Here is a 12765-nt window from a genome sequence, read left to right as displayed (position 1 = left end):
GCCTATTGTGGTGCGACGTCGTGTGTTCGAGCGAAAGGGCGCCTCATGGGTGGTGCGCGGTTCCGGTCCCCGTCGACGGGACGCAGTATTCGTGCCGTGCTGTTCGATACGTTCGGCACCGTCGTCGACTGGCGCACCGATATCGCCTCCGCTGTCGCGGGCTACGCGGAACGCCATCGGCTCGAGTTGGACGCAGCCGCGTTCGCCGACCGGTGGCGGGACCGCTACCAGCCGTCGATGGAACCCATCCGGTCCGGCGCCCGCGAGTTCGTGACGCTCGATACCCTGCACCGCGAAAACCTCGACGCCGCGCTCCTCGAATCGGGCATCGACCCCTCGGATCACGACGCTGGAGAGCTGGACGAGCTCTCGCGCACATGGCACGAGCTCACTCCGTGGCCCGACAGCGTGCCCGGTCTCACCGCAATCCGGTCCGACTACATCATCGGTCCGCTCTCGAACGGCAACACTTCTCTGCTGCTCGACATGGCGAAGAATGCCGGAATCCCGTGGGATGTCATCATCGGCTCCGATATGAACCGGATCTACAAGCCGCATCCCCGGGCCTATCTGCACACCGCACAACTTCTCGGCCTCCACCCGGGCGAAGTCATGCTTGCGGCCGCCCACAACGGCGACCTCGAGGCCGCGCAGGCTGCGGGCCTGGCGACAGCGTTCATTCTCCGGCCCCTCGAACACGGACCCCACCAGACCACGGATCTCGCGCCGACGGGCAGCTGGGACATCTCGGCGACCGACATCACCGACCTCGCAGCCCAGCTCCGCGCGGCATCACCCGGGTAATTCGGCGCGTGGCGCTCGTGTCAGGGAATCCTTGACACCACTCCCGAACGCTGTCAGGCTGTACCTGACAGAATGGGAGGTCGTCATGGAACTTGTCGAACGCGCTGTCAGCGCCGACATCGATGCCGCTGCGCGCGCCGTGATCACGGCGGCGGCGGCCGAAGCGAGCCGATTCGCCGACGAAATCATCGGCACCGGACCGCTTCCCGGCACAGCCGAATGGGATGCCGAGCAGGGCACGGACATTCCGAATGAGCGCACTCTGGCCTGGCATCTGCTGAGTCTTCGCATACAGCTCGCCGCCGGGCTGGACGGCATCGAAACCGTTCTCGGACTGCGCTTTCAGGGTGCGACGTGGGCGACGATCGGGAAGGCCGCCGGAATGACCCGTCAGTCCGCGCACGAGCGATGGGGTGCGCGCACGACCGCCCTGCTCGACCCGATGGGGACCGGCCTTCCGCGGACCGTTGCCGACGATGATCCCGAGGTCGCCCGGTAATTGCGGAGTCAGCCCCGGTACTCCGGGGACGGCGGTGCGGGCGCCGGGCCGAGTGGCGACAGCCAGCGATCGTAGAGGGCGGTCCAGGTTCCGTCGGTGCGCACTCGCTGCAAGGTGCCGTTGACGAACCGGACCAGGTCGTCGTTGCCCGGCGCGAGAGCGACGGCGTACCGGGCGGAGTCGGACTCGGGACCGACGATGTCGAGATTCGGATCCTGCGCGACGAGTCCGGCGAGGAGGGCGCCGCCCACGACCGCGTCGACCTGCCGCTGCTGCATGGCCATGAGGCAGTCGTCCCAATCGGGTACCGCTAGGATCGTGGCTTTGGGGGCGATCCGCGCCAGTGCCGACACGGACGCCGGATCGTCGTGCGTGCAGACCCGTCGCCGTGCCAGGTCCGCGGGCTCGGATATCCCGGACCCGTCCCGCACGACGAGGCGTCGGGGAGTCTCGAGATACACCGTGGAGAAGTCCACATTCTGCGGGCTCTCACAGGGCAGTGCCACCGGGCGCACGATCATGTCCGCATCCCGGTGCGCGAGCATGTCGGCGCCGTCGTCGGAACCGAGTGGCCGGAATTCGACCTTGCCGGGGTCGCCGAGCAGGTCGCGGGCGACCTCCCCCGCGAGATCGACGCCGAAGCCGGTGAGGGTACCGGTGGTCGGATCGCGGAAGCTGAACAGGTTGGTGTTCTGGTCGACTGCGACGACCAGGGTTCCACGGGCCCGGATCTCGCCGAGAGTGCCGCCCGCGCCGGCGATCCCCGGACGGAGGCTCGCCGTTGGTGCGCAGGACGACGGCTCCTCGGCGGGTGGCGGCGATTCGGGTGGTTCGATGATCCGGGCGCCGACCGACGCGGGAAATTCCGTGAAATCCCCGGAGAACGTCGGGGTGGGTGCGTCGGGTGTCCCGCAGCCGGCGAGCAGTACCGTTCCGAACGCGAGGGTGCCGAGCAGCCGAGCGATACCCGGTCGCCGTGTGCGGAAAGGTCGCGCCATCAGTGATACTCACTCACCCTGGGCTCGATTCCCGCGATCACGGCGAGTGCCGCGGAAACGGCGAGCACGACGGCACCCACGGTGAGCGCCGCCATCCTCCGGTACGACTCCCGCATCGCGTCGAGTTCGTCGGCGCGCAGGGCGATGATGGCATCCTCGAGCGATTCGTCGAGGGCCCGGAACTGTGCAGTCGACGCCGTCGAGCCCGGGCCGACCGCAACGTCCGCCGCACCCTGGTAGTCACCGTCCGCAAGCTTGCGCTGCAGTTCCCGGTGCGCGCTGCGCCATCCCTCGAACGCAGCGGACGCATCGTTGATCGCAGGCACGTCGACGGCATCCGGCGACGCGTCCGAATTCAGAATCGCGGTCAACGCGTCCGTGTGCCGGGTGTAGTCGCTGCCCGTCGGATCGAATCCAGGCCGGAGCAGTCCGAGGGTTTCGTCGGCGCGGGCCTGCTGTGCGAGGATCCTCGCCTTCGTGACCGCCGCGAGAGGCTCGGCGCCGTCGATCCGCGCGCGTTCGCTCGCCGACGTCGACAACAGCCCCGCGACCACGATCCACACCACGAGAGCAACGAGCAGAACCGTCGCACACGCCAGCCCCGGATTGACCCGTCGACGACTTCGATGCGCCACGTACACGTGCGCGACGGTTAGGACGACGACCCCCGCCGAGGCAACCACGATGGCAGTGACGGGCAGTCGGGCGGTGTGGGACTGGGTGTCGGCGACCGCGCCGGCCTGATCGTTGTAGAGGCGTTCGGCCAGCGGGAGGATGGTGTCCTGCATCAGGGCTGACGCGGTTCCCAGGTACGCCACCCCGACCGGATTTCCCGCGGAGTCGTTGGACCGTGCGGTTGCCACCAGGTCCGTGTACACGGCAAGGTGCCGCGACATCTCGGTGAGCAGGCGCAGCGAGTCCACATCACCGGAGGTGACGCCGTACGACGCGGTGACGAGTGCGTTCGACGCGTCGCCGATCGCCTGGTTGTACCGGTCGCGGACCGCGAGCGGTTCGATGGCGCCCGCGATGAACGACGACGTCGCGGCGGCGTCGGCGATCGACAGCGAGCTGAACAGGTTCTGCGCGGCGTCCGCCAGCGGTTCGGTATGGGCGCGAAGGGTTTCCATTCGCTGCTGCCGCGCGCCGATCACCGCGGCCGTCACGACACCGGCCGTCAGCGCCACCGCGACGAGGACGACGGCGAGGACGGACAGGCGTCCGGGCGTCGACTCGAGGAATTCGCGCCACGGGCGGCGGCGGATTTCCGGTTCGACGAGCAGGGATTCTTTCAGGAGATGCTCGTCCGCCGGCGAAGCGTCACGCTCTTCGCTGGATATGGTGCCGCGGTCCTGGTCGAACACCCTCTCCTCCTCGTCCCTGCCCTCAGTGTGCGCCGATCGGGGCCGGAAAACACCGAAAGCATCGACGAGCGCGCGTAGCCGTCCTCGCCCGCGGGTATGTCCGAACCAGGCATGATCAGGCTGGAGGTTCTCGACTCGTGAAGACAAGCATCGTGAACGCAAGGCTGCGCGCGTTCGGTGTCGCAGCCTCGGTCGCCGCGATGGTGCTCGGGGCGTGCGCGGCTCCGCCGCCCGGCGACGACGGGGCGAAGAAGGTGTATTTCTTTCTGCCGAATACCACGACGACCCGGTTCATGGAGCGAGACGAACCCTTGTTCACCGACTTCCTCGAACTGTTCGCACCGAAAGCCACCGTGACGGTCCGCAATGCCGAGGGCGATCCCGGCCGGCAGCAGAGTCAGGTCGAGTCGGCGATCGCGGACGGCGCGTCGGTGCTCGTTCTGATCTCCGCGGACGCGAGATTTTCGGGGGGAGCATTGACCGCCGCTGCCGATGCGAATGTTCCGGTGGTGCTCTACGACCACGATGCGGTCGGCGGACCGGCGGAGGTCCAGGTGATCTTCGATCCACTCGAGGTCGGCCGGCGACAGGGAAGTCGCGCCGCGGATCTGATCGCCGCGATGCCCGACGACCGTCTGAAAATCGCCAGGGTGCAGGGCAATCTGGGTGAATACGGAACCCGCCAGTTTCAGCTCGGCCAGAACGAGTATCTGCAGCCCCTCATCGACAGCGGCAAGATCCGCGTGGTCTGCGAGACCACGATCGAGGACTGGGACCCGGCCGAAGGTCAGGCATTCGCGGACGACTGCCTGACCCGGGACAACAACGACATCGACCTGTTCGTCACCATGAACGACGACCTGGCAGGCGGAATCGTCGCCGCCCTCGCCGGCCGCGGGCTCGCCGGTCGGATTCCCGTCACCGGGGGACAGGACGCCAATCTCGCTGCCCTGCAACTCATCGCACAGGGCTCTCTCGACAATACGATCTTCAAGAACCTGTCCGACCAGGCTAAGGTCGCCGCGCAACTGACCACGTCAATTCTCCACGGCGACGGCGTGCCCGAGGACATGATCAACGGCACGATCGACAACCAGTACATGGCGGTGCCGACGGTGTTCCTGCCCATCCAGAACATCACGAAGGACAACCTCCACGTGGTCGTCAATTCCGGCTTCTACACCTGGCAGCAGATCTGCGCACCCGATCCGGACTCCACAGTGTGCCGGGAGCACGACTGAGCCGGACGACCAGGTCAGCGCGGCGCAATGACACTGCGGTCGCCGATGTCGGCGCGAACATCGATCACCCGCCCCGACAGCAACCAGCCCGCCGCGCCGCGCCGCCACTCGTCCCGGTATTCGCCGAGGCATTCGTACGTCGCGCCGGCGCGGTCGCCGAGGCCGACGTGAAATGCCCGGAAATAGGACGTCGTGCGTGCCGTGTCCCCGTCGAGGTCGACACGGATGTTGCCGAGCAAGTGCTGGGTGGTGCCGCAGACGTCGAGGTGGGAGCGGACACGCGCGACCACGTCGGCAGGCCCGGTCCGCCCGTAGGCCACGGCGTCGTCGGTGAGGGTCGCGGCGAACCCCGGCCAGTCCTTCGTGTCGAGCAGGTGTGCCACGACGTGCAGGCGGTCGGTGATCTGGACGCGGTCGGGAAGGGACTCGCTCATGGCTGAATCCTCCCCGCAGGACAGGCGGGGTGGGCCGCGGCGTCCCGTTGACCGAGACCGTTCGCGAGAACCGGGTTCGCTACGGTGGCACTGGCTCGCCGAGCGGGCCGGATCGAGGAGGAATCGACAATGAGCGAGCGCACCCCCAGCCGGTGGGAGGAGATCACCGCGGCCGACCCGGGTCATTCGACGTGGTACGTCGAGCGGTTCCGGGCCATGGAGGCGAAGGGCCAGGACATCGTGGGCGAGGCCCGCCTGGTCGATGCGATGCTGGGCCGGGGAGGCCGGGTCCTCGATGCGGGGTGCGGGCTGGGCCGGCTCGGTGGCCATCTGCACGATGCGGGTCATGTCGTGGTCGGGGTCGACGTCGATCCGGTACTGATCGGCGTCGCGGAGGAGGATCACCCCGGCCCCACGTGGCTCGTCGGTGACCTCGCGGAGTTGGATCTGCCCTCCCTGGGCGTCGCGGCCGATTTCGACGTGATCGTGTGTGCGGGCAACGTGATGACCTTCCTGGCGCCGTCGACCCGGGAGTCGGTGCTGGCGGGATTCGCGGCTCATCTCGCCCCGGCCGGGCGGGTGATCGTCGGGTTCGGCGCCGACCGGGGCTACGAGTTCCCGCACTTCCTCTCGGACGCCGCGGCCAACGGTCTGAGGGTGGATCTGCTGCTCTCGACGTGGGATCTTCGCCCGTTCACCGACGACTCCGATTTCCTGGTGGCGGTGTTGTCGCGCGCGGAGTGACACCGTGGGGCGGCAGCAGCCCGGCAAGCGCGGCGGTGGCGTCGACTAGGGCTCTCGAGCTGGTCGTGAGAGTCTCGCCACGGACGGCGAGTGCGGCGTCGATGTCGCCCGATCCGGGTGCGCGCCGCAGTTGTGCCATCAACCCGCGGAGGGGTGCGATGCGGTAACCGGCTTTGCGTAACTGATGCACGATGCGGGCGTCGCGGACCTGGGACGGGGAGTACCGGCGCGCTCCCGCGGGTGCGTTCCGATCGGGAATGACGAGTCCCTCTGCGTCCCAGTGTCGCAACGTGGACGAGCGGACGCCGAGCGCGCCGGCGAGTTCGGCCACGCCCATCCAGTCTGATGCTCGCACGTCCTCGATCGGCTCGGCGGAGATCACTGCGGCGGCCTTCTTCGCCAGCGCCAGTGCGGCGCGTTCGGAGTGGAGCCGGGCGTGTGCGGCGTCGAGGAGCGCAACCGTCGTCGAGGCCGGGCACGTGTGCACGCTCCGAACGATCCGCCTGGCTTCGACCGGACCGGCCGCAACGGCGAGTTCTCGATAGGCCAGCGCGGACTGCACATGCACCTCGGTGTAGATCCGGTATCCGGTGGCCGTACGGGCGGCGGGTGGCAGCACACCGTCGCGTTCGAGGTTGCGGATCAGCTGGACGGAGCATCCCGCACGGCGGGCCACGTCCACGGTCCGGAGCTTCTGCATGTGGAGACTCCACCTCCTATTTCTCCTGCACGTGCTCCCTCAAGTCTCCACATACACCTCAATGGAACGCTGGAAGCATGACGATAGACGACATCACCGACTTCGTGGAGAGTCTCGACGACGTCCTCACCCTCAGGCCGGTCCCGGGGGACGGCTCGCCGGAGATCAGCTGGGGCGACACCTTCTTCTACTACTCACCGGACGGGGTTGTGCCGACGACGACCCAGCCGTTCGCCACGATCGTCACCAAGAACTATCCGGGTGACGATTATTCGCGGCTCGACCGTGCGGGGGCATTCCGGGTGAATATCCATGCCGGGAGGGAGGCGTTCATCGCGGCGCTGGGACACTCGCCGCGGGAACAAGGGTCCGCCGACGTCGACGCCGGTGCGCCCGACACGGTCATCGCTCACCCCGTGTACGGCTCCGCAGGCTGGCTGGCAGTCGTGAATCCCGGCCCCCGCACCGGTGAGCTCGCGCGCGAGTTGCTGTGCACGGCATACACCCTCGCCCGTTCGCGGTACGAGCGACAAGCGGATGCCGTGCGTCGTCACATCTGATGAATCTGGCTGCTGTTCCACCCGACGAGGAGTTCGTCGAGCGTCATGCCCTGGTCCCTGCGCTCTTGCCGTTGATCGCGCTGCCGATCATGGCGGGGGCCGTCACCGTTGTCGCCGCGGTCGCCGGGAATGGTCGGCGCGGAGACCGTCGTTGCGGGGAGTTCGGTCGCCGCCGCGACGGCGGTGGCCGCCCCTACAGGGATGACCGTGAGTGCGGCGGTGGCAACTATCGTGACGAGCCGGTTCCGCAGCGGGACTCGACGAGGAGTGTTCACTGCGCCCGAACGATTCGACGCGTGCGAAGCCTCGTGGGGAAGTGAGGTGTGCATTTTCGAGTGTCCTGTCCGAATGCGTGGACCCGACGTCCACAGCTACACGAATGGTGTCCGCGAGGGCCCGGAACGTTACACCCCGGCGGTCGAGAGATTTCAGTAGACGTGGCCGACCCACAAGGCCGCGCCGAACTCCACACAGGAACCCCTCCGCGGTGGAGACGTTCTCCATGGATCGCTCCCTCACGCTGTACTACCGTCGCAGTGACGCAGGCGGGAACCGTGCCGCCTGGCAGGAGGGCGACAGGAGAAGCAGTGCCATCCATCGAATCCGGCGGGGCTCGAATCGACTACACCGTGCACGAGGACGGCAGCCGGTCCTCGTCGACCGTGATCTTGCTGGCAGGGTTCACAGCGCCCGCCACCTCGTGGCGCTATCAGATCCCGTCGCTGATCCGCGCCGGCCACCGCGTCGTCGCCGTGGATCTGCCGGGCCACGGGACCGCACCGGCCATGCCCCACGGAACGACGATGCAGACACGAGCCGACCACGTGCACGCGCTTCTCACGAAACTCGACCTGCAGGACGCCGCGCTGATCGGTGGCTCGATGGGCGGGAACACGATCTGGTCGTATGTCGGCGCGTACGGCACGGGGCGCCTTCGCGCCGCGGTCGTGGTCGATCAGACACCGAGAATGCTCAACACACCGGACTGGGAATACGGGTTCTACGGTTACGGCCGGGATCAGGTGGACACATTCTTCGCGGACGGTATTCCCTCGACCGGCCACGGCACCCCGATCTGGAAGCGCGGGATGCGGTTGGTCCGCTTCCTCGTCGCGATGGGCCGCGTCGACCGGAAACTGTCGCAACCGGAACTCGCTCTGCTGAACGACCACGCGAAACGCGACTGGCGTCCGGCAATCCGCTCGAGTGATCTTCCGGTGCTCTTCGTCGCCGGTTCCGAGAGCGAATTCTGGCCGTCGGCACACGCGGAGAAGGCCGCGGCGTTGGCGCCGAAGGGCGCATCGACCGTCATCCCGCGGGCGGGCCACGCGACGAACATGGAGCGACCGGAACCGTTCAACACGGCTGTCGCCGATTTCCTCTCCTCGGCACGCTGAGCCGCGCGCCGCCGGTCAGACATCCCTGGATCTCGGATGTCAAGCAGCGATGGTGTGCGGACGGTGCGACCACGCGGTCGCCTGGTCGTAGGCGGCGTGGGTCTCGAGGCAACCGTGAAGGATGCCGACGAGCCTGTTGCCGACCTGCCGCAGAGCAGCGTTGTGGCTGACGTCGCGGGCGCGGAGCTGGTCGTAGTAGGCACGGACCTGCTCATCGTGCAGGATCGCGCAGGAGGCCTGCATGTGCAGGGCGTCGACAAGCCGATCGTTGTGCACGTGCCGGGCGGAGACCACTCGCATCTTGCCGGACTGCCTGGTGATCGGACTGGTCCCGGCGTAGTTCTTGCGTGCCTTCGCGCTGGTGTAGCGGCCCGGGGCGTCCCCGAACTCGGCAAGCACCCGGGCACCGAGAACGACGCCGAGACCGGGCTGGCTGAACAGGATCTCAGCGTCCGGGTGCTGACCAAAATGCGCCGTCACGTCTTTCTCGAGGTTCGCGATCTCGGTGTTCAACGTCGTCAGAATCGCAACGAGCGACCGCACCGTCGCCGCATACGCCGTAGTCACAGGATCGGGTTGGCCGAGGTGCTCGGCGCGCAGCACCTGCTGGATCGCCGCCGCTTTGGTGTCGATGTCACGGCGGCCCTTCAACGCGGCGGTGATCTGCCGGAGGGTGAGCGTGGCTGCCGCGTCCGGGGCCGGGGCCTTGGCCAACAGGGTCAACACCGTGGTCGAGGTCAGCCCGAACGGCGTGTAGGCCTCGAGCGCGGCGGGGAAGTAGTCCCGCAACGCCCCCCGCAGGCGCAGCAGGTGTCGGGTACGTTCCCAGATCAACGTCTGATGCGCGCGGGTGACGACCTTGACCGCCTCCGCGACCTCGGAGTCGGCGGCGACCTCACGAAGTTGATGTCGGCGGGTGCGGAGCATATCCGCGAGGGCGTGCGCGTCCCCCTTGTCGCTCTTGGCTCCGGAGTTTCCGAGGATTTCCCGGTGTCGCGCAGCCTGTTTCGGGTCTACAGCAAACACGGTGTAGCCGGCGGCCAGCAGTGCTTGTACCCAGGGTCCGCGGTCGGTTTCGATGCACACCAGCACGTCGGCGAACTCGGTGTCGTCGTCGGCGAACCGTCCGACGAGTTCCCCGAATCCGCGGATCCCCGCTATCCCTTCCGGTAACCGTTCGCGCCGCAGGACTCGGCCGTGTTCGTCCTGGACCTCCACGTCGTGGTGGTCTTCGGCCCAGTCGTCTCCGATGTACAACAACCTGCACCTCCTGGATCGTCGAGCGTCCGGCGGCAGCCTGCCTGAAGCCGTTCGCGGACTAATGGTCGAGTGCTCACGACCTCGGCCGGGCACGACATCCCATCAGCGATGCAGACCTCCTGGCGCGCCGGTGGGGGCACGGTCTGACCTCAGGACTCGGCTATCGGTCCAGTCGACGAGAGTGCTCATCCACCAGCGGCTACCAGGTACCAAGTCTGCCGGACTGGCCAGGCTTGGTACCTCCCATTAGTCGACGGGCGGCACGACGACTGTGCTGCCGGTTTCGGCGGCCTCACGTGCCGCCGCCAGCAGCGCGATGGTGCCGAGTGCGGTGCGCGCCGGAACCGGCTGCGGGCCGGCGCCGGCCACTGCCGCCGCGAACTCGGTGTAATAGTCCTGATACGCACCCCGCTGCGACGGGATCGTTTCCGGTCCGTCGGCTGTGTGCAGGACACCCCACCGTTCCGGTCGTTCGAGACCCCACCCGGTCGGATCGTCGACGGGCCGACTCCCCGCGAACAGCGCCTGCGCCTGAACGTCCGTGCCGTCCGCCACATAGCTGCCGGCACTGCCGAACGCGCGCAGCCGCCGCCCCTCGAGATGGTTGACCTTGGTCGACGAGACGGTCGAATAGACGCCGCTGCGGTGGGTGATGTTGACGACGAAGCCGGCGTCGGTGCGTCCCTCCGGCCGGTCGACGTAGTCGAGATGCGCGTCCACCCGCTCGGCCGGACCGAACAACCACAGCATCTGGTCGACGACATGTGCGCCGATGTCCCGCAACAGCCCACCGGTCGGGCCCGCTTCGAGCGTGTCGGCACCGTCCAGGTCGAAGTGCGACTCGACACGCCAGATATCGCCGAGGCGCGGCAACACCGACTTCAACGTGCGGATGTCGGCGTCGTAGCGACGGTTGTGAAAGACACTGAGCAGCACCCCGGCTTCGTCGCCGGCGGCGATCAACTCGCGGGCCGTCGCGACATCCGGCGCGAACGGCTTGTCTGCAACCACGTGCACACCCCGCCCGACCGTCTCGAGCACGAGTTCGCGGCGCGTCTGCGGGGGAGTGGTGATCGTGATGGCATCGACACCGGAATCGACGAGCTCGCCGAGGCTCGCGAACACCGGCACTCCGGGGAAGTCGGCGGCAGCCTGGGCGGCGCGCTCGGCGGATCGGGTCACGATGCCGCCCAGCGTGATTCCCTCCGCCGCCTCGATGAACGGCGCGTGGAAATACCGGCCACCGAGGCCGTACCCGACAATTCCGATGTTTACGGTCATCTTGCGAGTCTATGTTAAGACATTCGCACAATCTACCGTCTCGAACCCCGGCGCCGCGAGCACCGCCGGCACGACCGTTGAAGTGGGCAACAGCACGACCGTCTCGAACGGCCCGTCCGCGCGAACCCGGAGCGGTGGCGGAAGCGGGGGTGGCCGGCAACCTGCCGGGTGTCCGCCACGAGGCCCTCGACGTACCGGTGTCGGGCGGGCATGACTCGCATGGCCCGCCCCATCGTCGGTGGCGAGGATCAGCAGCCAGTTCCGCAACGAGCGGCGCAGCCCGAGCAGTGGGGGTGAAGCTGGTCAGCTGTATGGGAATATGGACGGCACTGGGTATGTGATTTACCATGTGATTAGGAGGTGGATTTCATGACGGCCGCACACCCACGACCCGACCTCGCCGCCTACAACGACGCTGCCCGCATGACGCAATCGCAGCTGGTCACAGAGCTGCGCGGACTGCTCGGCGCCAAGCTCGTCGCGTACCTCGGGAAGGTCAAGGAAACCCGGGCCGTCCGGCAATGGGCCGAGGGCACCCGCACCATCAACAACGAAACCGATGTCGAACGACTCCGCATCGCCTACCGTGCCGCCCGGCTGATCGCCGAACGTGACACCCCTGCCGTGGCGCAGACCTGGTTCCAGGGCCTGAACCCGATCCTCGACGACCAACCACCGGCGCTGATGCTGCGCGAAGGCGACCTCAACGACGTCGGACCGAAGGTCCTCGCAGCGGCACGTCAGTTCGCGGCGGGCGGATGAGCGAACACACCCGCGAACTGACCCCCACCCCACGCGGCCCGGTCTGCTGCGTCCACGTCCAGGGCGCCGCCGCCTACCGGGTCGGCTACCCACCGACCTCCTGGGAGTGGACCCCGTGGGTGTACGCCACCGACGGCCGATTCACCGGCCGGTGGGACGACCCGGCCGGAGTGTGGCGAACCCAGTACGTCGGCGCGACCCGGCTCGCCTGCTGTCTCGAAGTCCTCGCCTACGCGCGCACGAGCGACGAGCTCAGCGCGGCACTCGACGAGATCGTCGACAACGACGGCGGCGAGTGGCCCACCATCGCGCCGGGACGGGTACCGCGGTCGTGGATGGCAGCCCGCGTCACCCGGGATCCAGTTCGACTCCCGGCACGGTGACGATCTCGCGCTGTGGGCGCTGTACGAACGCCCGGGAGAGGGGGCTGTCAGCAGCAAGGTCACCCCACTGGATTACGGTCCAGTCCTCGACGACGACCCCGACCTGATCGAAGCGATGCGACTGCACAACCTGCTCTGGGACGACTGAGTCCCCAGTCGGCGCCGTCGCTCTCGGTCATGAACACGTGTAGGGGCTCGCGCCGGATTCGCCCACACTCTGCACACCTGATGCGCATTCTGGTGTGCCACAGCAGTACTCGCCTCCTCGCTGACGGTCTGCTCGAGACGGTCGACCATGCGAGTGACTCTAGGGCACAGAAAAGACTGCGCAACAGATG

15 protein-coding genes are annotated in these 12765 nt (G+C 67.7%); 8 read left to right on the top strand and 7 right to left on the bottom strand.

The annotated features are described in order from the left end of the window. Positions 1–45: 45 nt before the first annotated feature. On the top strand, positions 46–804 hold the full coding sequence (locus ACFTZB_RS34725) for a haloacid dehalogenase type II (RefSeq protein ID WP_378438733.1): 759 nt from the start codon (positions 46–48) through the stop codon (positions 802–804). 85 nt (positions 805–889) lie between these two features. Beyond that, the gene (locus tag ACFTZB_RS34720; protein WP_378438728.1) at positions 890–1303 is read left to right on the top strand and encodes a hypothetical protein; all 414 of its coding nucleotides are present in this window, start codon (positions 890–892) and stop codon (positions 1301–1303) included. A gap of 8 nt (positions 1304–1311) precedes the next feature. Here the strand turns inward: ACFTZB_RS34720 and ACFTZB_RS34715 are convergent, their stop codons facing one another. Both ACFTZB_RS34715 and ACFTZB_RS34710 read right to left on the bottom strand, forming a co-directional pair. Next, a complete protein-coding gene (locus ACFTZB_RS34715; RefSeq protein ID WP_378438726.1) occupies positions 1312–2301 on the bottom strand; it encodes a glutamate ABC transporter substrate-binding protein in 990 nt (329 codons plus the stop codon). Further along, complete coding sequence (locus ACFTZB_RS34710; RefSeq protein ID WP_378438724.1) at positions 2301–3665, bottom strand: hypothetical protein; 1365 nt, start codon at positions 3663–3665, stop codon at positions 2301–2303. Before ACFTZB_RS34710 ends, ACFTZB_RS34715 begins: the two co-directional genes overlap by 1 nt. Before the next feature lie 164 nt (positions 3666–3829). On the opposite strand from ACFTZB_RS34710, the gene ACFTZB_RS34705 reads away from it, so the two are divergent. After that, on the top strand, positions 3830–4906 hold the full coding sequence (locus tag ACFTZB_RS34705) for a substrate-binding domain-containing protein (RefSeq protein ID WP_378438730.1): 1077 nt from the start codon (positions 3830–3832) through the stop codon (positions 4904–4906). 14 nt (positions 4907–4920) lie between these two features. On the opposite strand, the gene ACFTZB_RS34700 is transcribed toward ACFTZB_RS34705, so the two are convergent. Beyond that, positions 4921–5340 (bottom strand): nuclear transport factor 2 family protein, encoded by a 420-nt coding sequence (locus tag ACFTZB_RS34700; protein WP_378438722.1) that lies wholly within the window; start codon positions 5338–5340, stop codon positions 4921–4923. Between the two features lie 129 nt (positions 5341–5469). Between ACFTZB_RS34700 and ACFTZB_RS34695 the strand changes: the two genes are divergently transcribed. Continuing rightward, entirely contained in the window at positions 5470–6084 is a 615-nt protein-coding gene (locus ACFTZB_RS34695) for a class I SAM-dependent methyltransferase (protein ID WP_378438720.1), read from the top strand. On the opposite strand, the gene ACFTZB_RS34690 is transcribed toward ACFTZB_RS34695, so the two are convergent. Beyond that, positions 6035–6784, bottom strand: coding sequence for a MerR family transcriptional regulator (locus ACFTZB_RS34690; protein ID WP_378438718.1), 750 nt, complete (start codon positions 6782–6784; stop codon positions 6035–6037). The genes ACFTZB_RS34695 and ACFTZB_RS34690 overlap by 50 nt on opposite strands. Positions 6785–6861: 77 nt before the next feature. Here ACFTZB_RS34690 and ACFTZB_RS34685 point away from each other — a divergent pair, with 77 nt between their 5' ends. Then, positions 6862–7344 (top strand): DUF6194 family protein, encoded by a 483-nt coding sequence (locus ACFTZB_RS34685; protein ID WP_378438716.1) that lies wholly within the window; start codon positions 6862–6864, stop codon positions 7342–7344. Here the strand turns inward: ACFTZB_RS34685 and ACFTZB_RS34680 are convergent. After that, the gene (locus tag ACFTZB_RS34680) at positions 7335–7619 is read right to left on the bottom strand and encodes a hypothetical protein (RefSeq protein WP_378438714.1); all 285 of its coding nucleotides are present in this window, start codon (positions 7617–7619) and stop codon (positions 7335–7337) included. The genes ACFTZB_RS34685 and ACFTZB_RS34680 overlap by 10 nt on opposite strands. A 312-nt stretch (positions 7620–7931) precedes the next feature. Between ACFTZB_RS34680 and ACFTZB_RS34675 the strand changes: the two genes are divergently transcribed. After that, complete coding sequence (locus ACFTZB_RS34675; RefSeq protein WP_378438712.1) at positions 7932–8741, top strand: alpha/beta fold hydrolase; 810 nt, start codon at positions 7932–7934, stop codon at positions 8739–8741. 39 nt (positions 8742–8780) lie between these two features. Here the strand turns inward: ACFTZB_RS34675 and ACFTZB_RS34670 are convergent, their stop codons facing one another. Continuing rightward, positions 8781–10001 carry an IS110 family transposase gene (locus ACFTZB_RS34670; RefSeq protein ID WP_378438710.1) on the bottom strand — a complete coding sequence of 407 codons (1221 nt, stop codon included), beginning with the start codon at positions 9999–10001 and terminating at the stop codon, positions 8781–8783. Positions 10002–10247: 246 nt separating this feature from the next. Further along, a complete protein-coding gene (locus ACFTZB_RS34665; protein ID WP_378438709.1) occupies positions 10248–11282 on the bottom strand; it encodes a Gfo/Idh/MocA family oxidoreductase in 1035 nt (344 codons plus the stop codon). A gap of 369 nt (positions 11283–11651) precedes the next feature. Between ACFTZB_RS34665 and ACFTZB_RS34660 the strand changes: the two genes are divergently transcribed. Together ACFTZB_RS34660 and ACFTZB_RS34655 are read left to right on the top strand one after the other, a co-directional pair. Then, positions 11652–12044 (top strand): hypothetical protein, encoded by a 393-nt coding sequence (locus ACFTZB_RS34660; RefSeq protein ID WP_378438707.1) that lies wholly within the window; start codon positions 11652–11654, stop codon positions 12042–12044. Next, positions 12041–12427 (top strand): hypothetical protein, encoded by a 387-nt coding sequence (locus tag ACFTZB_RS34655; protein ID WP_378438705.1) that lies wholly within the window; start codon positions 12041–12043, stop codon positions 12425–12427. Before ACFTZB_RS34660 ends, ACFTZB_RS34655 begins: the two co-directional genes overlap by 4 nt. Positions 12428–12765 lie beyond the last annotated feature (338 nt).

The sequence above is a fragment of the Rhodococcus sp. NPDC057014 genome, from assembly GCF_042673295.1.
Taxonomy (GTDB): Bacteria; Actinomycetota; Actinomycetes; order Mycobacteriales; family Mycobacteriaceae; genus Rhodococcus_F.
The sequence above is the reverse complement of the archived record's forward strand: the minus strand, read 5'-3'. Positions and strand labels throughout refer to the sequence as shown.